This window comes from Exiguobacterium sp. s57 (assembly GCF_018617685.1).
GTDB classification, from domain to species: domain Bacteria; phylum Bacillota; class Bacilli; order Exiguobacteriales; family Exiguobacteriaceae; genus Exiguobacterium; species Exiguobacterium marinum.
Map to the genome: position 1 here is coordinate 1,129,452 of NZ_JACSKR010000001.1, position 21,452 is coordinate 1,150,903.

A 21,452-nucleotide genomic window follows, 5' to 3' on the forward strand; every position below is an offset into this window, starting at 1 on the left:
TGCATATCCAAAAAACCCCACTCCTTAAAAGTGGGGTCAAAGCTTAGTCGCGCTCGAGGACGAACGTCTTGTAGGCTGGAACACGAATCTTACCTGATACGTGCTTGATTGTTTTCGTTCCGGCACGGTTACCATCGACAATCACGTTCCACTTCCCTTTCGGAAGAGTGATTCGGACATTTGTCGGGTTGGCGTTATGCGTGATGAACAAGTCATTCTTTTGACCAGGTGCATCTTCATCAATCGTGTACGTGATGACGTTCGCTTCCGCTTTATGGAACGTCAAAAATTGTTTCACGTCGCTCGCTTTCGTCATCCGGAGACCAGGGTTTGCCTTACGCATCTCAATCAACCCTTTCATGTACTGGACGTCCGCCTTGCGGTCTGCTGCCCGTTTCCAATCGAGTTGGTTGATCGAGTCCGGTGATTTGTAAGAGTTGTGATCCCCTTCCTTCGTGCGCATGAATTCTTGCCCAGCGTGAAGGAATGTCGTCCCTTGACTCGTTAGTAGGATACTTGATGCGAGCCGATGCATCTTCGTTTTATTGAATTCAGATGCGATCGGGTTCGTCAACTCCAACTTATCCCAAAGTGTGTGATTATCGTGGGCTTCGACGTATGTGATGGCTTGCGTCGGCTCTTTCGTGAATCCTGTAATCGTGTCGCTATAAGCGATTTCTCCGACGATTCCCGTCTTCACGCGATTTTCCATGCCTTCTTTTCCGTTGACGAAACCTTTGTCCTCATCGTAGAAGACGCTCCCCTTTAAGCCGTCACGGATATTGTCGTTGAAGTGTGCGACTCCCGGCATGTCGTAGGCGTTCTTTTGATTTGCTTTCAATTCAGCATCGAGTGGTGTGCCGAGGTCCCACCCTTCTCCGAAGACGAGGATTGACTTGTCGACTCGATTCAACTCCGAACGAACTTTGTTCATTGTCTCGACGTCATGGATGCCCATCAAGTCGAAACGGAATCCGTCCCAGTGATACTCTTTCGCCCAATAGACGACCGAGTCGACGATGAGTTTTTGCATCATCGCTCGTTCGGACGCGGTATCGTTCCCGACACCCGTCCCGTTGGCGAAGTCACCACCTTCTGTATAACGGTAGTAGTAACCTGGTACGATTTTATGCAAATTTGACGCCTGAGCATCAAACATATGGTTATATACCACGTCCATGACACCACGTAGGTTGTTGTCATGTAAACCTTGAATCATCTGCTTCATTTCCATGATGCGTACTTTTGCATCGTAAGGATTTGTTGAATACGACCCTTCTGGCGCATTATAGTTTTTCGGGTCGTATCCCCAGTTATATGTCGCCATCGGGCTCGTCTCATCGACCGAAGCCGTATTGAAGTCATAGACAGGAATGAACTGGACATGTGTTACGCCAAGGTCTTTGACGTGGTCGAGTCCTGTTTTCGTTGCCGTCTTTTTACCGTCGATGAGGAGACGTGTTCCTGGTTCGATGACACCGAGATATTTCCCTTTGTTTTTGATGCCTGAGTCATACTTATCCGTCTTCACATCAAAGATTGAAAGGTCACGGACGTGTGTCTCATAGATAATCGCATCCGTTGACTGCTTCAACTTCGGCTTCATCGAGTTCCATCGTTTCGGGTCCGTTTCTTTCAGATCGACGACGACGCCCTGATCACCATTCACACCGACAGCCGTCGCATACGGATCGACCGCACGAACCTTACCTGTCGCATGTGTCACTTGGTACGTATAGCCGATGCCGTCAAGGTCACCGCGTACTTCCGTCACCCACGTGCCACGCTCACCGCGTTTCATCTTGATGGCTTTTTTCATATCTTTATCGTTCGTTGGTCGGTCTGTCGGCATATTCCAAAGCTCGAGCTCGACTTGTTGAGCCGTCGGTGCCCAAAGAACAAACTTCGTTTTTGATTTTTGGTACGTGATGCCGAGTTTACCATCGTACGCATATTTCGCGTCGAATTCTTTCGAGCGAAGCACCTTGCCGGCTTGAAGTGTCTGTTCGCCGTATTCCGGATGCGACGCTTGAATAATCTTCGCTAAATCGATGTCTTCTGTAAATTGAATCGTGACCGACTTGTCTCCGGTCTTTTCAATCGACTCAACCGTTGCACCGTCTACGCTCAATTCATCGATGAACGCGTCCGTAATGGCACGGTTCGTCGTGAGTGTCGCTTGTCGGAACGTATCCGCCGAGAACGCGACGAGTTTAGGGGAACGGTCGATTTGTGGCTCTGAATAATAGATGGTCGAATCTCCTTCAACGAGCCAAATCTCTTTCGCTGTACCGAGAACAAAACGGTCTTCGCCGTCCTTTTCCGTCCATTCTCCTTTTTTCGTGATTAAACCCATCAATTTTTTCGATTCCGGGTTGGCGAGTTTCACGTTCGCGATGGCGCCGAATGCATCGGTCTCATCGAACGTGATGTTCTGTCCGTCCCCGCCGTCCGGCCAAGCCCACAGCCCCCAGTCCGTGTATGTATTGTCGTAACGGAAATAGTGAACTTTCATGTCGATTTCCGTTGAGGCCGTCTCCCCGTCCGGGTTTGACGTATAAATCGTCGGGTCGCCTGACTTGATCCAAACTTCCGCGACACCGTCTTGGATCATATCGTTCGTGATGAAGCGGTCATTCTCCGACCCTTTATCTTTGTCCCAATTGTCCGTTCGGACGATGAGACCGATCTTTTCAGGTGAGTCGACCGGGAATTCATAGGCCGCCACCTTTCCAAATGAATCTTCCCAATTAAACGTGAAGCCTTTATTCGGGAAGTAATCTGGGCCATTTGCCCAAAGCCATAAGTTCCAATCCTTTTCATTATCCGGCGCCTCTTGATAATGGACGACGACTAAAGTCGACTCCCCTTTATCTAAAGCGGACGTCGGCATCGGAAACATTGACAGAATTAGTGCAAACGTTAGCACAACTGCCCATACGGGTTTCCATTGTTTTTTGACCATGAGGGTCCCTCCTTGTAGCACTATTTTAAGAAAACGCTTACACAAAAATTGTAAACGGTTTCCTTTAACGAAGCAATGTTATTTTAGAAAAGGGTCAATTGGCATCAGTTGACGGGAAGGTCACCTAAGGAATATGGACTAAAGAGAGTTTTGTTCACAAAAAACGACGTCCGTATGACTCGGACGTCGTCTTGTTTAGTTCCCGTACTTTTTGAATAACTGATAGTTTTTGTTACCGCCCGACAAGTTGTACACGTCGGTGAATCCGAGGTTACGGAGCACGTTCTGTGCCGCGTTCCCCGTCACTCCGCCGTTACAGTAGACGACGGTCGGTTTGTTTTTGTCCATGTCATTCGCCGCTTCCCGGAGATGACCGAGCGGGACGTTGACCGCACAATCGACACATGCCTTCTCGAACTGTGATGCTTTACGCGTATCGATGATTTGCATGTCTTCATCTGCGTCGATCCGTGTCTGAAGTTCGGCCGGTGTGATGAGTCGTGCCGCCTTGTCGATGCTGTTCGAAAGGACCATCCCCGTATACATGACTGGATCTTTCGTCGTCGAGAACGGTGGTGCGTAGGCAAGGTCGAGGTGGAACAAATCATCTACTTTTGCCTTGAGCGTGATTGCCGTGACGAAGACGTCGATTCGCTTGTCGACCCCTTCGAATCCGACGATTTGGACGCCGAGCAGTTGACGTGTCGCACGGTCCGCGACTGCTTTAATCGTCATATCTTTTCCACCCATATAGGCTGGTTTATCCGGTTTCGTGTTATGAAGCACCTCAATATCGTACCCGAGTTCACGCGCTTCTTTTTCGGCGAGACCCGTCTGCGCCACGGCAAGTCCGAACACTTTGAAGATGCCCGTACCGAGAATGCCGCGATGTTCGAGATGTCCTCCCGTGATGACGTCTCCTGCGGTCCGCCCCATCTTATTCGCTGTCGAACCGAGCGGGCGCCAGATTGGTTTACCTGTCACGATGGAGAAGCTCTCCGCGACGTCACCGGCGGCATACACGTCTGAGACGTTCGTCTCCATCCGCTCATTGACGGCAATCGCACCCGTCTCACCCAATTTGACACCCATTTGCATAGCGAGTTCGACGTTCGGACGGACCCCGACCGATAGGATGACGAAATCTGTCTCAATCGTCTTCCCACTCTCGGTGACGACACGCTCCACATGACCGTCACCAATGAGTTCCGTCACCGTCTCACCGAGCATGAGCTCAATCCCGTTCTTTTCGAGATGCTCCTCGACGCGGCATGCCATGTCCTTGTCGAGTGGCGGCATGACTTGCGACACGCGCTCGATGATAGTGACATCCACACCGCGAAGTTTCAACTGTTCGGCCATCTCAAGACCGATGAAGCCGGCCCCGATAATCGTCGCATGTTTTGGGTCTGTCGAATCCACGAACGAACGTGTAGCTTCCGCGTGTTGGATGTTTCGAATCGGGAAGACGTTGTCCGATTTCACTCCAGGAATCGGTGGGACGATGCTTGTCGCCCCTGTCGCGAGGACGAGGACATCATACGAGTCCGTGAACGTCTCACCGTTATCTAAGTTTTCAACCGTCACCGTTTTCGCATCCTTGTCGACCGCTGTCACGTTATGTCGTGTCATGACATCGATGTTATAGCGCTTCTTAAAGAAGGCGGCGTCACGCGGCGTCAAGTCATCACGTGATTCGACTTCTCCACCGACATAGTAAGGAATCCCACATCCCGAATACGAGATATCGTAATCCCGGTCGTAAATCGTAATCTGCGCATCTTCGTTGTTACGTCGTGCCTTTGCTGCAACGGATGTCCCCGCTGCGACCGAACCGATAATCACTAATTTCATAAAAACAACTCCTTAATAAAGTAATAAGCTGATATACAAACCAAATAGTGTGATGGCGAGTGTTGGAATCGTCAGGATGATCCCGACTTTAAAATATTCACCCCATCCAATTCTCAACCCTTTTGTCCGAAGTACGTGGAGCCATAATAATGTCGCGAGCGACCCGATCGGCGTAATCTTTGGACCTAAGTCTGAGCCGATGACATTCGCATAAATGAGCGCTTCCCGAATCTGGCCGGTCGTATTCGTCAAGTCGATGGCGAGCGCATCAATCATGACGGTCGGCATGTTATTCATGACCGAGGACAAGACGGCAGCCAAAAATCCCATTCCGAACGTCGCACTGAAGGCATTCACCGCAAACCAATCGATAAAGTTCGCAAGCACTTGTGTGAGTCCGGCGTTCTGTAATCCATAAACAACGACGTACATGCCGAGCGAGAAGAAGACGATTGCCCACGGTGCTCCTTTGACGACTTGTGTCGTCTCTACCGCAGCTGAACGGTTCGCCATCACCAAGAAAAATAGGGCGATGACAGCGGCGACGAGTGAGACCGGGATGCCAATCAAGTCACTCGTAAAGTAACCGATGACGAGTAACGCGAGCACGACCCACGATAAGCGGAACATCGTATGGTCTTTGATGACTGACGCAGGTTTAGCCAATTGAGATGCATCATACTGTTTCGGGATGTCTTTTCTAAAGTACAAATACAATACGAGTAGACTGCCCGCAACCGCAAAGACGTTGACGAACACCATCCGTGCCGCATACTCGGCGAACCCGATTCCGAAGAAGTCGGCCGAGACGATATTGACCAGGTTCGACACGATGAACGGCAAACTCGCTGTATCGGCGATAAATCCAGAGGCCATGACGTACGCCAAGACGACCGCATCCGGCAGTTTGAGAGCCCGGACCATCGCTAAGACGATTGGCGTCAAGATGAGCGCCGCCCCGTCGTTTGCAAATAGTGCCGCAACGAGCGCACCGAGTAGCGTGATGTAGACGAATAACTTCACTCCACCACCTTTTGCGATTCGGGCCATATGTAATGCGGCCCATTCGAAAAATCCAATCTCGTCTAAAATGAGCGAAATGATGATAATCGCGATGAATGTGAACGTCGCGTTCCAAATGATACCCCATACTGTTCCGACATCATCAAAATTAACGACGCCCGAAATGAGGGCAATGACGGCCATCCCCATCGCCGAGTAACCGATGCCGAGGCCTTTCGGTTGCTTAATGATGAGGAAAAGCGTCACGAGAAAAATTAAACTAGCAATCCACTGCACAATGAGTTCCTCCAATAATTTCTATTTATTTAGCAAGTTTCTTGTAATCCACGGAGAACAAGACCGGTGCCTTCTTCCGTCGACTCAACATCAAGCGTGACGTTTTCCGCTAGCGCTTCAGCATCATTCGCCACCGAGAACGTCAGGCCGTCGAAGTCTTTCACGTCATCCGTCGTTTCTGGTGACGCTACAACGAGCCCTAGTGTCGGTCCACAACATCCTGCCTCTGTACAGATGCGTACCGCTTTTGTTTCTTCTTCCGTCAAAGCCGCTTTCAAAAAATCAATGGCTTCATTCGTAATGTTCATTTCACTTCCTCCTTTAACAATTGAGATAATGCCGAATATCCGACTGGCAGACGTTCTTGCCATGCGAGCATTGTCGGACGCGGATAGTTGTTCACGCGTTCGAGCCAAGTCGCCTCGCTCGCAACTTTCGCTTTCAGCAGGTTGCTCGTCACATCGAGTGGCGTGAACGATTGATTGACGACCCAAGCGAACGGGTAAATTTTTGCCCGATTCAAGTCTGCTACGAGCCGTTCAGCTTCATACACTGGCGTCGCTTCAGGCAGTGTCGTGATGATGACGTGCGTTTGTTTCGGGTCACGTAGTTTCGGCAACAAGTCTCGGACCGCTTCCGGAACGACTCCAGTCGATCGTTCGAGTTCACGATGATAACTCTCCGTCGCATCTAATAGAAGAAGCGTATGACCTGTCGGTGCCGTATCGATGACGACAAAGCGGTCTTTCGTTTTTGCCACCTGATTCGCGAAGGCGCGAAAAACGGCGATTTCTTCAGTACATGGCGAACGTAAATCCTCTTCGAGCATCATGCGCTGCTCTTCATTCATGTCTCCCGCTTCCCGGAGCACATCCTTTCGATACCTCTCAATCTCAACTTTCGGATCAATGGCATCGACTGTAAACGTATCTGAAATGTTTGCCCCGACCGTAAAAGCGACATGAGCGGCCGGATCTGTCGTCGTCAAATGGACGGCATGCCCTCTTTCATGAAGTGCCACCGCGATCAGCGAAGCGAGTGTCGTCTTCCCGACCCCACCTTTCCCCATCGTCATGATGACGCTCGGACCGTCCGCCTCGACCTCATCGACGAGTCGATCGATTGATCCGTAACGACTCGAGTCATAGCGTGCATCTGCGATAGCGACCGTCCCCCCGTGCACAAAGCGTCGAAGTGCAGAGACACCGATGAGGTTCTCGTAAGCATATGGGAGCATGAATACATCGAGGTCGGTGATATCTTCAGGGAGTTCACGGAGTGCTTGTTGCTGACGCTCGATGAACTGTTTCGTGTATCGGTCTGTCCCTTCACCGTTGAGGACGAGACCATTAATGACGAGTTGCATTCGCTCGATGCCGATTGCACGAAGCTCAGTCGCGGCACGTGTTGCTTCAACGAGCGTTGATGTCTCGGGACGGGCAACGAGAAGCAAAGTCGTCTCTTTGTCATCGGTGAGCGTCTCGACGGCCTTTTTGTATTGCAATTGCTTGTCAGCTAGACCTGCAAGAGGACCGAGGCAAGATGCACCAGTCGTGTTCGTCTCTAAAAATTCATCCCACGCACTTGGCAATGTTAATAAGCGCAACGTATGACCTGTCGGTGCCGTATCAAAGATGACATGTTCGTATGTCTCACGAGCCGACGGGGACGTCAACAAGTCCGTAAACTGGTCGAATGCCGCAATCTCGACCGTACATGCGCCGGATAGTTGCTCTTCCATCGACTGGATGGCCACATCAGGCAGCACGCCACGATAAGGTCCGACCATCCGCTCCATGTATTGTCTTGCCGCTTCTTCGGGATCAAAATTGGCGATAGCGAGTTTTGTTTCTGGGACATGACGCGGTGTCTCATCAAGCTCCATCTCGAACACATCTTGTAAATTACTTGCCGGGTCAGTCGAAACGAGCAAGACACGCTTCCCACGATCAGCGAGCGTCAATGCGAGGCTCGAGGCCGTCGATGTCTTTCCTACGCCACCCTTTCCGGTTAGAAACACATAACGGGTCGGTTCGATTGTTTGAAAGTCAAATGGCTTCATGTGAGTATCTCCTTATTTTTTGAGTGAGATTCGAACTTTTGGTTTTTCTCCATCTTTCTTGGCAAATGCATCAATCGGTAACCCCGTCAATTCTGCTATCTCTTCATTCGTCAAATAAGCGCCACGCTTCATGATCTCGCCGTTCACGAGGGTCAGCGGAAGCGATTCGAGACCGTTCACGATTTCAGCTTGGACGGTGTCATTCTCAACGAATCGATTCGGTTCAGATGCCAGGTTATATCGAACAACATCAAATCCTCGCTGTTTTAACACATAGTGGACTGTCGCGATTCGCGTCAGTTCCGGGTCGATTGACGGACCACATAATCCTGTCGGGCAGCACATGGCTGGTTCGAACACTTCAAGTTTCATCGTTGACTCCTCCTCAAATCGCACAATCGGTATCACAGTCGCAACTCATATCGACCGTTTCAATCTTGTCGAGTAAATCGACGACGATCCCATAAAACGGGCTCGTCTCGTTCAATCGATAGTGAATCCACTGTTTGTCCCGGCGCTCCAATAAAAGTCCCGCCTGACGCAACATTTTCAAATGACGGCTGATCGCCGGTTGCGAGATGTCGAAACAATCGACGAAGCTACAGGCACACTGTTCGCCTGCTTCCATCTGTTTCAACATTGTCAACCGGATCGGGTCACCGAGCACCTTGAGTACTTTACTCAGTTCATCTACAGCGTACATATTTCTTCCCCACCTCTCATATAACTTTTTTGTTATATAACCTTTACGTTATGAAAATAACATAGTTTTTAACACGAAGCAATTGTCATTTCGGGTTGAATTCGGTATGATGAAACACGTTGAAAATGTCAGAATCCATTATTTTGATTTTCGTGAGACTCGAAAATCAAATCATCATATTATAAAGAGAAAGGTGTGTTCTTTTGGAAAGATTGAATACGTTGAAACACGAATGGCTCGGAAATGTCCGAGCCGACATTTTAGCCGGGATTGTCGTCGCCCTAGCGCTCATCCCGGAAGCCATCGCCTTCTCCCTCATCGCGGGAGTCAACCCGATGGTCGGGCTGTATGCCTCATTCATTATCGCTATGGTGATCTCAATCGCCGGAGGCCGTCCTGCGATGATCTCGGCTGCAACTGGTGCGATGGCGCTCGTCATCGTTTCACTCGTCGCCGACCATGGTCTCCAGTACTTGCTCGCCGCTGGTATTTTGACCGGGATCATTCAAATCGTTCTCGGCTACTTCGGCATCGCCCGGTTGATGAAATTCATTCCGCGCGCCGTCATGGTCGGTTTCGTCAATGCGCTCGCCATTTTGATTTTCCAGGCACAATTGTCAAACTTTGAAGGCGAAAGCTGGATCATCTGGGCGATTGTCGCCGCATCACTCGCCATCATCTTCTTGTTCCCACGTGTAACGAAAACGATCCCGGCTCCGCTCGTCGCGATTGTCGTCATGACCATTCTCGCGATTACATTCGGGCTTGATACGAAAAATATTGGAGATATGGGGACGATTTCAGCTACGCTTCCAGACTTCTTGTTCCCGGATGTGCCGTTCACGCTCGAGACACTTATGATTATCTTGCCGTACTCGATTTCGCTCGCCTTTGTTGGATTGATTGAATCGCTCTTGACGGCGCAAATCGTCGATGACATGACGGGTACAGATTCCAACAAAAACCGCGAATCACGCGGACAAGGAATTTCGAACATCATCGCCGGATTCTTCGGTGGGATGCCAGGATGTGCGATGATCGGTCAATCTGTCATCAACGTTTCGTCAGGTGCGCGTGGTCGTCTGTCGACGTTCACAGCCGGACTTGCACTCTTCATCATGATCATGACGATGAGTGATGTACTCATGCTCATCCCGGTCGGTGCGCTCGTCGGAGTCATGTTCTTCGTATCGTATGCAACATTTGACTGGGGCTCGCTCAAAGCGATGCGCACCGCTCAAAAGTCGGATACGGTCGTCATGCTCGTCACGGTCCTCGTCACTGTCTTCACACATGACCTGTCCCTCGGGGTACTCGGTGGAATCTTGACGGCTGCGATTTTATTCGCCGCCAAAATTTCAAAGATCGATCTCGGTCGCCAAGTTACTTCAAACCGCGTAGATTATACAGTCAACGGACAGCTATTCTTCGCTTCGACGTCTGAATTTGTCAACCAGTTCGATATTACAGAAGATATCGACGCAGGAATCAACACAGTCACAATCGACTTTGCGAACACGCATCTTTGGGATGATTCGGCCATCGGTGCCATCGATAAGGTCGTCTTTAAATACCGAGAAGTCGGAATCGAACCGGAACTTCTTAACTTGAACAAAGACTCGGAAAAACTGCTCAACACTCTCGCGCTTCACTTGAAGCAACAAGATACGAACGCTGGTCACTGATTCGTCATTTCCCCTGTTCGGCAAATCACCTATACTAAAAGTAGAACGTGCGAAAGAGGAGGAGTTTTCATGGGAAAGTTATTTTTAGCGGCAGATGGTTCTGCCCACTCGAAACGTGCGCTTGAAAAAGCGATTCAACTTGCAAAGGCGTCGAATGCGTCAATCGATATCGTTCACGTCATCAGTGCGAAAGAATCGAAGGAAGCGGCTCTCAATTCGACAGGTAAAATCGATTTGGAGACGAAGCGTAAACAGATGCTCAAGCCATTGTTTGACTTGGCGGAAGCGGAAGGAATCCATTACGAATATATTGAGCTCCGAGGCGAACCGGACGTTGAACTCGTCAAATATGCGAATCACGAGCCTTATGAATATGTCGTTGTCGGCTCGCGCGGCTTAAATACGTTCCAAGAGTTCGTGCTCGGTAGCGTGAGTCATAAACTCGCCAAACGCGCGCTCGCTCCTGTCATCATCGTCAAATGATCCGTTTTCCCCATCTCCATGTGAGATGGGGATTTTTTGTGTCACATACAGGGGACCTTTCGTTCGTGTAGAATGAGTTAAAGATCGTTTACTTCAAAAGGAGGTTCTCGCTATGGATATCACAAACGACCCGAATACACTTTTACTCATCCTACTCCCTGTCTTGATTTTGCAACTCATCCTGCTCGTTGTCGCTTTGATCGACCTATTCAAACGCGACGTGACGAACGGCCCGAAATGGGTATGGCTTCTCGTCATCGTCTTCATTAACATTCTTGGACCGATTGTTTACTTCTTATGGGGACGGGCAAAACGATGAAGGTCACACACATTTCGAAACACTTCGGATCGTTCAAAGCACTCGATGATGTCAGTTTTGAGTTGCGCCCTGGATGCACGTCCTTACTCGGTGAGAACGGAGCGGGTAAGACGACGCTTTTAAACCTGCTCGCCCGTGTCACGAACCCTACAAGTGGTGACGTGAGCGGTCACGTACAAACACGCATCGGTTATTTGCCGCAACGTCCGGCCCTCTACCCGTCTTTGACTCCCGTCGAGACGATTCGATATGCCGCCGAGTTGACAGGTACAAAGCACGTCGACCCCGTCAAACTGTTAAAGCGTGTCGGTCTCGAACCGGTCGACCGACCGGCTGCAAATCTATCCGGAGGGATGCGCCAACGACTCGGCATCGCACAGGCGCTCGTGCATGATCCGGAACTATTGCTGCTCGATGAACCCGTCTCCGCACTCGACCCTCGCGGTCGTCGGGAAGTGCTCGATTTATTGAGCGATTTGAAACGGGAGCGAATGATTCTCTACTCTACGCACGTTCTCCCGGATGCCGAAGAAGCGAGCGACTGGGTGCTGCTGCTTCGACAAGGCAAATTGCTCATGGAAGGCACCGTGACCGACCTGCTCGGTTCGAAGTCGACCATCGAGTTACGACTCTTCGACGACGAAACGAGTGGAGCGGACTGGAACCAACTAGAAGGTGTGACTCAGACAATCAAACACGGTTCAACGTGGGTATTCGAATCATCGGACCGAAAGCTCGCCGAGCGGGCGATTTTGCGGCGCGTCTTGGAACTGAACGTCGTCATCCAATCGTTGCACGTCGGGCATCCGTCTCTTGAGTCCTTATTTTTGGAGGTGAACGCCTGATGCGTACAGCAATCTTCAAACAAGAATGGCGCGAAGCATGGTCGAACAAACGACTCATTTGGATTCCCGTCGCCCTTATGCTCCTCGCCTCGATGCAGCCGATCACACTCTACTTCTTACCGGACATCCTCGCTTCCGGTGGAAATTTCCCTGACGGAACCATCATCGAGATCCCGACCCCAACTCCGGAGGAAGTCTTAATCTCAGTGAGTGAACAGCTTCGTCAAATCGGACTCCTCATCGTCTTATTGTCGGCGATGCATACGTTCAGCCATGAACGGACGAATGGGACACTCGTATGGCTCAAGTCATTACAAATCCCGACATCACGTATTGTCATCAGCAAATGGGCCCATTATGCCTTATTGACGGTCGGCAGTATTTTGCTCGCACAAACGGCAGCAGCATACTATACAGTGATTCTATTTGATGCATTTGACTCGGTCGATCTTCTCGTGTCGACGGCACTTCTCGTCTGTCATTTCATCGTGCAACTATCTGTCTTCTTTTTCATCGCGGCACTTCTAGAGAGCGGCGTGGTTGCGGTCGTCTTGACGCTCGGACTCCACTTCGTCATGTCCCTCTTGATTGGTTGGGTCGACCTTGATTGGATGCCATGGATGCTCGGACCGCTATCGAGCGAGGTGTTACTGACAGAGGTGAATCTCGTTTGGCCGCTCCTGACCGGAATCCTCGTTGTCGTCCTCTCGCTTTATGTGGCGTCGAAACGCCTTCGCTTCATGAGTCATTCGGCGTAAACGTCTGACCTTGTAAATGATTCATTTGCCACTATCTTCCTTTGGATAAAAATGGTTATATTATTTTATATAGGATTTTTTGAAAATCGGGAGGCTTAACAATATGAACTGGAAGACGACTACAATGTTTAGTTTAATTGCTGGAACCCTCTTCACCTCTCCTCTATCGACTCATGCTGAAGGGTCATTCCAACAGACGGACGACGGCATCGTCTACACCTCGAGTGACGGGACGGTGTTGACGGGTTGGCAAGAAATTGAGGGCCATACGTACTATCTGAACGATGACGGAACGCTCCTTACAGGTTGGCAAGAAATCGAAAACACTACATATTATTTTGAGGCAGACGGCCGACTCATCACTGGTCCTTACACTGTCGACGGCACGACGTACACTTTTGACGAGAACGGGAAGCTGCTCATCGGATGGCAGGAACGGGATGGTCTCGTCTATTATTACGATAAAACCGGTCAACCGGTTACCGGTTTCCAGACAATCTCAGGCAAGCGGTACTACTTCACCGAGGAAGGGGTCCGTCTCTCGGGATGGCAACAGCTTGGTGACGCCAAATATTACTTCTTCCCGGACGGCACAATCCATACGGGCATGTACACAATAGACGGAAAAAAGTACTATTTGATGGAACATGGCGAAATGGCGACTGGTTGGAAAACGATCGGCACGCGTCGCTACTACTTCGGGGATGACGGCAAACGTCGTCAAGGACTCGCCCGCATCGGCGAGAAAATGTATGGCTTCCATCCGTATTATGGATATCGTCTCGAGGGACTTCATCGTATTAACAACCGACACTATCTGTTCGGAAAATACGGTGACCGTAAGTACGGTCTCCAACGCATTGACGGTGTCATGTACGGTTTTCACCCGACCTACGGCTATCGTCTTGAAGGAATCCATAAATTAAACTCACGTTATTATTCGTTCGACTACTATGGTCGACGCGAATATGGATTCCAAACGGTTGATGGGAAGAAGATCGGGTTCCATCCGACATACGGTTATCGGCTGCAAGGGAAATTCCGATTGGATGGAAAAACGTATCATTTCCACTCGACCGGCGTCCCCGAAAAAGGCTGGAAATACACGACCCAGTACGAATATTTCGCACCTGCCTTAACGAAGAAGACGGACTGGCAAGCCATTAACGGGAAATGGCATTACTTCGACAAGTTCGGAAAAATGTATCAAAACCGCCGCGTCGGGAACGCCTCGTTCGATGCGCGGGGCGTCTATTCTCAAGCGCTGTCCATCTATAAAATGAGCGTCCCACTCTATCGTCAGTTCCCGATGGGGTACCCGTCTGGCTGTGAGTTCTTCTCCCTCAAGATGGCACTTGAAGAGAAAGGACGTGCCGTCGGCGCATCCACCTTATACAACGAGATGCCAAAGAGTATGTGGAACGCTCGCTACGAAAACCGACTATACCGTTGGGTCGACCCGAACGTCATGTTCACCGGTGACCCGAAACGGACGCTCGGCAAATATAAAAACTATGGGATTTATCCAAAAGGTATGATCGGATTTGCCAGCAAATATCGTCCTGTGAAAGACTTGTCCAACCAAGGACTCGGTTCGATTGAACGGGAATTGTCGATGGGCAACCCGGTCATCGTCTGGGCGAGCGTTGACTTCAACAAGCCGTATGGCTACTTCAACTGGTACACCGCCTCGAACAAGAAGTTCACCGGCTACGTCAACTATCACGTCATGTTGGCGACCGGCTATGACAAGTCAAACTTATACATTAACGACCCGTATCGCGGTCGCTTGGTCATCCCGAAATCAAAAGTGAGCGCCATCATGGGCGCGACGGGCTGGAAAGCGCTAGCGGTCAGGTAATCACGAAAAGATGGGCTCATTATGAGTCCATCTTTTTTGTGTAATGACAGTTTATTAAATTAAGCTCAACATTTTCTCGATGAAAACCTTCGTGTCCAATTTTCCAAACCTGAGCGTCTAATCCACCGCGTTTCCCCCATCTAAAAATGTGTATCGGCGGCTTCCTTGTACAAATAGAAAGCGTTATCGGATTTTTAACATTCACTTTGGGATAGTAACTTAGTTTTATAATTCATCATCAATAAATTCAGTATAGATTTTAATATACAAAAGAGTTATAATCATATTACGGAACAATGTTCCGTATAGTGGTACTTTAAAAATGTTTTTTTATATTATCGAGTTGCAGCACTATAAAATATAATTGACCGTTTACTCACCTCAAAGTTAGAAATTCTGCCAGAAGATGATTGAAAAGTCATACTCACTTATTTTTTGGTAGATGCATACACACGTGAACTCTTCCTAGTGCTTCACATATAAATTTTATTTGGTGATAGACCAATGCCCGTTAGTAATAAAAAACATTTTACTTTTCTCTTGATCATTTCCAATATTAAAATTTTTTCTGTTTTGATTAAACAAGTTAACCTATAGATTAAAAAAGACTTCCTTTCATAAACGATTGTGAATCTATTTTATATCTTGATCTGACGTTTAAGTGTAAAAGCATCAATTAGCGGTCACTCTAAACTAAGATAATGTTAACTTTTTAATATATAAGTAAAAAAAAACGAAAAGGAGATTTAGAATGGATAACTTCAATTGGAATTTCCCTACAGAATTAGTATATGGAGAAGGAAGAATTACTGAAATAGGCAAAATAGCTAAAACACATGGCAGAAAAGCTATGATTGCTACATATGAAAAGGGAGGCTTTTTAGATCCGATTATTGAAAAAGTTGAGTCCTCCTTAACAGAAGCGGGGGTTGAATTTATAACGTTTACTGGAATCGAACCTAATCCACGAGCTCAAACAATTGATAAGGCAATTGAAACTTTTAAAGCCGAGAATTGTGACTTAGTTATTGCATTAGGTGGAGGAAGCGTAATTGATGGTTCTAAATATATTGCAGCTACTAGCTATTCAGGGGGGAAATCATGGGATTACGTGGTGTTAGGTAATCGAGTCCCTAGAGAATACACGGGCGCATACCCAATAATTTCAATTCCGACAATTTCAGCTTCCGGGTCTGAGTGCAACGCGGGCGGTGTTCTAACTAACGCTGAAACAAATGAAAAAAGTTTTTCTAGATCCCCTTACAGATATCCGAAAGTCGCTATAGTTGATCCATCATTATTAACTTCTGTTCCACTATCGATTACAAAAGATAGTTGCGTAGATATTTTTTCTCACTTAATTGAACATTATCTATCGAGTCAAGCAGAATCGGAGTTTGCAGATAGAGTAACCGAAGGTATGATTTTAACGTTGAAAGAAAATTTTGACAAAATAATTGAGAATCCTGACGATATGGAAGTACGAGGGCAAATTGCTTTGTGTTCTATCTTTGGTTGGTCTGGTTTTCAAGCACTCGGTCGCTTAGGATCTATCCCGATGCATTCAATTGAAATGCCATTGAGTGCTATTTATGATTTACCCCATGCAAGAGGTATGACTATCGTTATTCCACCATATCTTGAATTAATGGCTGAAACTATGCCCTCAAGATGGGCCAAACTTGCTAGAAGATGTTTCGGTGTCATCGAAGAAGATGATATGAAAGCAGCCAAGATGCTATCTGTAAAAGTAGTGGAATGGCTAAAATCTACTGATTCGTATTTAACACTTGCTGATGTTAACATTCCTACCGATCAATTTGAAAAAATGGCTGATGATGTAGTAAGAATGTTCCCAGGAAGTGAACCAAATACTACAACAGGTCCAAGACCTATCACTAAGCAAGAAATCATTAAAATTTATGAAATGAGCTAATTACTGTAAACTATCTACTTAAAAGTAGTAGATGAAACTTTTAGCTTTAACAGTTCTCTAAAGTTTCCTATATTCATCAGGATGTACTTTAAAAAAACTCTTTACCTAAGATACAAGAAGATAAAGTGCAATCGTTCCAATCAATGTTGGAACGATTGCACTTTTGAATTATAGAATATGATTTAACACTTAAACATAGACGCAAAATTACGGTAAAATACCAAATATCTAACTCACCATCACAAATCATTGAGACAAGTACATATACATATGGAGTATCTAGGCACTGAGTGTTCGACTAACTCGAGTTCGATACTCTAGTTCAAGTCAGCGAAGAGCATCGAATTGGGGAATAGTTTACGTTCATGATAGCCCGAAAAACAAAGACTACAAACTAATTTTCTCAATTTGAAATCTACAATTAAACAGCTTGTGTCCTATTTGAGTAAATAGGACACAAGCTGTTTAATTTATTTTTTTAATATATTTTGGAACTGATAGTCGTAAATTCAATTCATTTATCCAGTTCGTTTCTTGCTTCACGTACTTTTTCGACATATTGTTCAGCGTATTCAATAATCAAATCATAGTTTTCAGTATCCGCCGGTGTAACTAAATTTCCCCCTACTCCAACAGCTATCGATCCACTTTTAATCCATTCTTTTACATTCTCTAAATTTACTCCTCCCGTAGGCATTATATTCACTTGCGGAAGCGGTGCTTTCACAGATTTGATAAAGTTAGGACCGAAATTGTTTCCCGGGAACAATTTAACAATATCTACACCTTCTTCAAGAGCACATTTCATCTCCGTCACCGTCATACACCCTGGCATATACGGAATTTGGTACATATTGCACAGTTTTGCAGTATCTTTATCAAAACATGGACCTACTATAAATTTCGCACCTGCGAGAATAGCAATTCTAGCTGTCGTTGCATCGAGAACACTTCCTGCCCCAATAACTACACTGTCATCACCTTTATACTTGTTATGTAATTTTGTTATGACAGTTTCTGCATTTTCAATAGTAAAAGTGATCTCGATACTCTTGATTCCACCTGCTATACAGGCATCTGAAATTTTAATGGCTTTTTCTCTAGAGTCTGCTCTTACGACTGCCACGACGCCACAATCAATAATATTATTCAAAACTTTTAATTTTTTCATTACTTTTCCCTCACTTTTTAATGTGATTACAATATTTATATATTAAGTTTTACAAAACGAAGTTCTCATCGTATCATTTAATAAAATATAAAATTTAAAGAGGTTAAAAACTATGTCGAACGTTCAATCATTAGAACGAGCTCTTACTATCTTAAACAAACTATCAGAGTACCCTGAGGGTCTCAAAATTTCTCAATTAACTGAACATCTAGACCTATCAAAAAGTACGATTCACAGATTATTAACAACGTTATCTAGTATGAACTACATTACAAAAAACCCTGAGACAAGCCAATATAAACTCGGGATGCAAATTCTTTTCTTATCAAGGAACCTTTTGAATAATAATGAAATCATTAACGCCGCAAAACCTTTCATAGAGAAATTGTCTAAAAGCATAAATGAAACCGTCCATTTGTGTATCGAAGATCGGGGAGAAGTCATTTACATTGATAAAATCGAAAGTAATCAAATCATTCGTATGTTTTCTCGAATTGGAAGCCGTGGTCCGATGTATTGTACCGCAGTCGGAAAAGTTCTTCTTTCTGGAATGGAAACTGATCTTTTCGAGGAAAACATTGAAAAAATAAATTTTATTCCTCGGACACCCAATACAATCACAACAGCACAAGCTTTGCGTGATGAAATCACGAAAGTCAAAAATCAAAAATATGCACTCGACAATATTGAGAATGAGGAAGGAATTCGATGTATTGCTGCCCCTATCTATAATTTCAAAGGAGAAATAGTTGCTAGCTTTAGTGTATCAGGACCGAGTAATCGCATCACGATGGAAGTCATAAATTCTACATTGATTACCGAAATGAAAAAAACAAGCCTCGAAATTTCAAGAAATTTAGGCTATACAGAGTCTTGATAGATACTTCTCATTAAGAGAAAATAAAGGGGGCCGTCTAAAAAGTCCCCCTTTATTAATCAATAATGAAGATTATTAAACAGATGGGTTAATCATTTGTGAGCTCATAAACTTTTGTAATTCATGACGGTCAGGCAACCCTTCATTATCTCCAGAAGACGTGACTACCAATGCTCCAATCGCGGTCCCGCGGAGTACCGCATCTTCTAGTGGTAAATTCTCTAAAATACCACTCACTACACCAACGGCAAATCCGTCACCTGCACCAACAGTATCAACTACTTGCTCGACAGCAAAACCACTTGTGAAAAATTGAGCTCCTTCAGTACTAGTGAATGCACCCTTTTCGCCCAATTTAACGACTACTGTTTCCACACCTAGATTATGATAAAATATCACGATTTCTTGAAGATCTTCACTTCCTGTTAGAATCTCTCCTTCTGCCACACCGGGAAAAACGATATCTGCTAACGAAGCAAGTTCATTAATCACTTGAACCATTTCACTTTCGTCATTCCATAGTCCGGGGCGTAAGTTTGGATCAAATGAAATTCGAACTTTTCTTTTTCTTGCCTCATTCATTAATTTGAAAACCATATTTCTACATCCTCTAGACAACGCTGGTGGGATGCCCGTAACGTGAACGTGTTCAACACCCTCCCAATCAATTTTCTCAATTGTATCTACGTCCATTGTTGATGCAGCAGAGTTTTTCCGTGCAGAAAACACTTCAGGATCAAGTTTTTCAACTTTCTGTTTCCATTGCATGCCAGTTAAATGATTTTCTTCATAAGTGACATAACTAATATCAATAGAGTTTTCCACTAAAAAATTCTCAATGGTCTTCCCGAATGGATCTTTCCCTAATTTTGTGATATAGGTCGTTTGGTGTCCTAAACGAGACATACCAATCGAAAAATTAATTTCGGCTCCAGCTACAGAACGTTCAAATTGAGTCACGTTTTCTAGAGGGCCTTCTTCTTGAGCAATAAATAGAGCCATCGGTTCGCCTACGGTGATTATTTTACTCATATATGTTTCTCCTTTACAAAAAGACATGTTTTGATTTGAATTTAGCTAAATGCCTCAATTATAAAACTTCTTGAAGGTCTTTCTCAATATTATTATTTTTATCATTATTTCTATCTTTATTTTTCATGTATTTTGCCCAATAGGCTGTCAGAATAGGTACTAAAATCGAAGTCACAATAACTGATGCAGCTACTAAAGCAGTGGCTGATTGGGCAACAGGTAGAAATTCCGGCTTCATTGTTGCAATAATCATAGGGTTTGCAACAGCTGCTCCTGCTGTACTTGAAGCAGCAAGGCCTGCTGTCCCATTTCCTCCACCAATAAATTTATCGGCTAGGATCAATGGAATACCGGTCACGATGATTACCAACACTCCCAAAATAACTCCTCCGAGGCCAGTTTCAAGAATTACTTTCAAATCAATTGCATTACCTAGTGCGAATCCAAAGAAAGGAATCATCACATGTGAAGCTCTACTAAAGAAATCTCGCAAATCACTATCTAAATTCCCAAGTAAAAATCCTAACAGGAATGGTAACACTGCACCCACAAAAACATGTGGTTCAAAAGCTGCCAAACCAGTTGATCCAAGTATAAGCATAGTAACCAAAGGGCCTGATTCAATCGACATCAATACGAACGCGCCAGCTTCTTCTTTAGTACCGTATTGTTGCATAATTGAAGCATACAAACCACCATTTGTCATGTCCATCGCTGCAATCAAAGCCAGTACAGAGAATCCTGCAAAAATACCTGTTTGAATTCCATCTACAGGAATATATGCTGAAGCAATAATCGCAACTATCCACGCAACCGCAATTTTTGTTAAAACAAGTGTCCCTGATTTTCTTAATACCGTTCCTGTGGCCTTGATATTAATGCCCGTACCCATACAGAAAAACCATACTGCTAAAATCGGCACAGTTCCCGTCATTAGTCCATTCGTGAATGATCCAAAATACTCGCCTGAAGTTGGTGCAAACGTATGGATAATCGCTCCCAGAAACAGTGGGACTAACATTAATCCTCCCGGGATTTTTTGGATTGTTTTCATGATTTTCATTTCTACACACCTTTCTTTTTGAGTGAAAACTGGAGGTATCATTGATAGAAATTGTTAATGTTAACGCTTTCAAAAAATCAATTACGAACTTTTAATACAACCTTCCGAACCTTTTGTGGATGCTGAGAGACTACACCTGTCATATGTGAATCTTCAGGGAAACAAATCATTACATCACCTGGCTTCAAAATAATCACGGAATTAAGATCACCTTCAAAAAATGTAGCATCTTTTTCAGAATCATATGCTTTTGTCACTTTTTGAGATTCAATATGATCATATCCTACCTTCTCTTCACCCTCTAAAATGAAATGGATATCACAATATTTCTTGTGAGCCTCCCAAAAGCATTCTGTTGCTTCCTTCGTTTGAAATTCATTTAAGAAAAAGAAAGAATCGTCTTCTAACTCATGACGCCCTGGAGCATATTCAGAAAAATCAATTTCCTTTAAAACAGATAGTACTTTTTGTACTCTTTCACCCAACATTTCATTTGATTTCAAATCTGTCAATTTACCCGTAATCATCTCGACACGTCC

Annotated in this window: 19 protein-coding genes; 8 read left to right on the forward strand and 11 right to left on the reverse strand. The window is 45.8% G+C overall.

Annotated features, from left to right (window positions below):
- Nucleotides 1-43 precede the first annotated feature (43 nt).
- From pulA to KNO98_RS05795, 7 genes are all read right to left on the reverse strand, one after another.
- On the reverse strand, nucleotides 44-2,965 hold the full coding sequence (pulA, locus tag KNO98_RS05765; protein WP_214699708.1) for a type I pullulanase: 2,922 nt from the start codon (nucleotides 2,963-2,965) through the stop codon (nucleotides 44-46).
- A gap of 195 nt (nucleotides 2,966-3,160) precedes the next feature.
- Nucleotides 3,161-4,819, reverse strand: a complete 1,659-nt coding sequence (locus KNO98_RS05770; protein ID WP_214699710.1) for an FAD-dependent oxidoreductase — start codon at nucleotides 4,817-4,819, stop codon at nucleotides 3,161-3,163.
- Between the two features lie 12 nt (nucleotides 4,820-4,831).
- On the reverse strand, nucleotides 4,832-6,118 hold the full coding sequence (locus tag KNO98_RS05775; protein WP_214699712.1) for an arsenic transporter: 1,287 nt from the start codon (nucleotides 6,116-6,118) through the stop codon (nucleotides 4,832-4,834).
- Between the two features lie 29 nt (nucleotides 6,119-6,147).
- The gene (locus tag KNO98_RS05780; protein WP_214699714.1) at nucleotides 6,148-6,426 is read right to left on the reverse strand and encodes a Fe-S cluster assembly protein HesB; all 279 of its coding nucleotides are present in this window, start codon (nucleotides 6,424-6,426) and stop codon (nucleotides 6,148-6,150) included.
- Nucleotides 6,423-8,180, reverse strand: a complete 1,758-nt coding sequence (gene arsA / locus KNO98_RS05785; protein ID WP_214699716.1) for an arsenical pump-driving ATPase — start codon at nucleotides 8,178-8,180, stop codon at nucleotides 6,423-6,425. The genes KNO98_RS05780 and arsA overlap by 4 nt, the downstream gene beginning before the upstream one ends.
- 12 nt (nucleotides 8,181-8,192) lie before the next feature.
- Nucleotides 8,193-8,552 (reverse strand): arsenite efflux transporter metallochaperone ArsD, encoded by a 360-nt coding sequence (gene arsD, locus KNO98_RS05790; RefSeq protein WP_214699717.1) that lies wholly within the window; start codon nucleotides 8,550-8,552, stop codon nucleotides 8,193-8,195.
- 13 nt (nucleotides 8,553-8,565) lie between these two features.
- On the reverse strand, nucleotides 8,566-8,883 hold the full coding sequence (locus tag KNO98_RS05795; protein ID WP_214699719.1) for an ArsR/SmtB family transcription factor: 318 nt from the start codon (nucleotides 8,881-8,883) through the stop codon (nucleotides 8,566-8,568).
- Between the two features lie 203 nt (nucleotides 8,884-9,086).
- Between KNO98_RS05795 and KNO98_RS05800 the strand changes: the two genes are divergently transcribed.
- The 7 genes from KNO98_RS05800 to KNO98_RS05830 all read left to right on the forward strand — a co-directional run bounded on the left by KNO98_RS05800 (nucleotide 9,087) and on the right by KNO98_RS05830 (nucleotide 16,770).
- Complete coding sequence (locus KNO98_RS05800) at nucleotides 9,087-10,568, forward strand: SulP family inorganic anion transporter (RefSeq protein ID WP_214699721.1); 1,482 nt, start codon at nucleotides 9,087-9,089, stop codon at nucleotides 10,566-10,568.
- 69 nt (nucleotides 10,569-10,637) lie between these two features.
- Nucleotides 10,638-11,051, forward strand: a complete 414-nt coding sequence (locus KNO98_RS05805) for a universal stress protein (protein ID WP_214699723.1) — start codon at nucleotides 10,638-10,640, stop codon at nucleotides 11,049-11,051.
- A 112-nt stretch (nucleotides 11,052-11,163) separates the two neighbouring features.
- Nucleotides 11,164-11,370: a PLD nuclease N-terminal domain-containing protein gene (locus KNO98_RS05810; protein WP_026825310.1), complete on the forward strand. Its 207-nt coding sequence runs from the start codon at nucleotides 11,164-11,166 to the stop codon at nucleotides 11,368-11,370.
- Entirely contained in the window at nucleotides 11,367-12,215 is an 849-nt protein-coding gene (locus tag KNO98_RS05815) for an ABC transporter ATP-binding protein (RefSeq protein WP_214699725.1), read from the forward strand. The genes KNO98_RS05810 and KNO98_RS05815 overlap by 4 nt, the downstream gene beginning before the upstream one ends.
- Nucleotides 12,215-12,973: an ABC transporter permease gene (locus tag KNO98_RS05820; RefSeq protein WP_214699727.1), complete on the forward strand. Its 759-nt coding sequence runs from the start codon at nucleotides 12,215-12,217 to the stop codon at nucleotides 12,971-12,973. The genes KNO98_RS05815 and KNO98_RS05820 overlap by 1 nt, the downstream gene beginning before the upstream one ends.
- 103 nt (nucleotides 12,974-13,076) lie before the next feature.
- Nucleotides 13,077-14,834, forward strand: a complete 1,758-nt coding sequence (locus KNO98_RS05825) for a C39 family peptidase (protein ID WP_214699729.1) — start codon at nucleotides 13,077-13,079, stop codon at nucleotides 14,832-14,834.
- Between the two features lie 751 nt (nucleotides 14,835-15,585).
- Nucleotides 15,586-16,770, forward strand: coding sequence for an iron-containing alcohol dehydrogenase (locus KNO98_RS05830; RefSeq protein ID WP_214699731.1), 1,185 nt, complete (start codon nucleotides 15,586-15,588; stop codon nucleotides 16,768-16,770).
- A 514-nt stretch (nucleotides 16,771-17,284) separates the two neighbouring features.
- On the opposite strand, the gene KNO98_RS05835 is transcribed toward KNO98_RS05830, so the two are convergent.
- The gene (locus KNO98_RS05835) at nucleotides 17,285-17,941 is read right to left on the reverse strand and encodes a bifunctional 4-hydroxy-2-oxoglutarate aldolase/2-dehydro-3-deoxy-phosphogluconate aldolase (protein WP_214699733.1); all 657 of its coding nucleotides are present in this window, start codon (nucleotides 17,939-17,941) and stop codon (nucleotides 17,285-17,287) included.
- Nucleotides 17,942-18,053: 112 nt separating this feature from the next.
- Between KNO98_RS05835 and KNO98_RS05840 the strand changes: the two genes are divergently transcribed.
- Complete coding sequence (locus KNO98_RS05840) at nucleotides 18,054-18,818, forward strand: IclR family transcriptional regulator (protein WP_214699735.1); 765 nt, start codon at nucleotides 18,054-18,056, stop codon at nucleotides 18,816-18,818.
- Nucleotides 18,819-18,893: 75 nt separating this feature from the next.
- Here the strand turns inward: KNO98_RS05840 and KNO98_RS05845 are convergent, their stop codons facing one another.
- From KNO98_RS05845 to KNO98_RS05855, 3 genes are all read right to left on the reverse strand, one after another.
- Nucleotides 18,894-19,850: a sugar kinase gene (locus tag KNO98_RS05845; RefSeq protein WP_214699737.1), complete on the reverse strand. Its 957-nt coding sequence runs from the start codon at nucleotides 19,848-19,850 to the stop codon at nucleotides 18,894-18,896.
- A gap of 58 nt (nucleotides 19,851-19,908) precedes the next feature.
- Entirely contained in the window at nucleotides 19,909-20,913 is a 1,005-nt protein-coding gene (kdgT, locus tag KNO98_RS05850) for a 2-keto-3-deoxygluconate transporter (protein ID WP_214699739.1), read from the reverse strand.
- Between the two features lie 77 nt (nucleotides 20,914-20,990).
- Entirely contained in the window at nucleotides 20,991-21,440 is a 450-nt protein-coding gene (locus KNO98_RS05855; protein WP_214699741.1) for a NanQ anomerase/TabA/YiaL family protein, read from the reverse strand.
- Between the last annotated feature and the right edge of the window lie 12 nt (nucleotides 21,441-21,452).

Coding starts and splice junctions, on each gene's coding strand:
- pulA (WP_214699708.1), bottom strand. CDS start 2,965: ATGGTCAAAAAACAATGGAAACCCGTATGGGCAGTTGTGCTAACGTTT.
- KNO98_RS05770 (WP_214699710.1), bottom strand. CDS start 4,819: ATGAAATTAGTGATTATCGGTTCGGTCGCAGCGGGGACATCCGTTGCA.
- KNO98_RS05780 (WP_214699714.1), bottom strand. CDS start 6,426: ATGAACATTACGAATGAAGCCATTGATTTTTTGAAAGCGGCTTTGACG.
- arsA (WP_214699716.1), bottom strand. CDS start 8,180: ATGAAGCCATTTGACTTTCAAACAATCGAACCGACCCGTTATGTGTTT.
- arsD (WP_214699717.1), bottom strand. CDS start 8,552: ATGAAACTTGAAGTGTTCGAACCAGCCATGTGCTGCCCGACAGGATTA.
- KNO98_RS05795 (WP_214699719.1), bottom strand. CDS start 8,883: ATGTACGCTGTAGATGAACTGAGTAAAGTACTCAAGGTGCTCGGTGAC.
- KNO98_RS05805 (WP_214699723.1), top strand. CDS start 10,638: ATGGGAAAGTTATTTTTAGCGGCAGATGGTTCTGCCCACTCGAAACGT.
- KNO98_RS05810 (WP_026825310.1), top strand. CDS start 11,164: ATGGATATCACAAACGACCCGAATACACTTTTACTCATCCTACTCCCT.
- KNO98_RS05815 (WP_214699725.1), top strand. CDS start 11,367: ATGAAGGTCACACACATTTCGAAACACTTCGGATCGTTCAAAGCACTC.
- KNO98_RS05820 (WP_214699727.1), top strand. CDS start 12,215: ATGCGTACAGCAATCTTCAAACAAGAATGGCGCGAAGCATGGTCGAAC.
- KNO98_RS05825 (WP_214699729.1), top strand. CDS start 13,077: ATGAACTGGAAGACGACTACAATGTTTAGTTTAATTGCTGGAACCCTC.
- KNO98_RS05830 (WP_214699731.1), top strand. CDS start 15,586: ATGGATAACTTCAATTGGAATTTCCCTACAGAATTAGTATATGGAGAA.
- KNO98_RS05835 (WP_214699733.1), bottom strand. CDS start 17,941: ATGAAAAAATTAAAAGTTTTGAATAATATTATTGATTGTGGCGTCGTG.
- KNO98_RS05840 (WP_214699735.1), top strand. CDS start 18,054: ATGTCGAACGTTCAATCATTAGAACGAGCTCTTACTATCTTAAACAAA.
- KNO98_RS05845 (WP_214699737.1), bottom strand. CDS start 19,850: ATGAGTAAAATAATCACCGTAGGCGAACCGATGGCTCTATTTATTGCT.
- kdgT (WP_214699739.1), bottom strand. CDS start 20,913: ATGAAAATCATGAAAACAATCCAAAAAATCCCGGGAGGATTAATGTTA.
- KNO98_RS05855 (WP_214699741.1), bottom strand. CDS start 21,440: ATGATTACGGGTAAATTGACAGATTTGAAATCAAATGAAATGTTGGGT.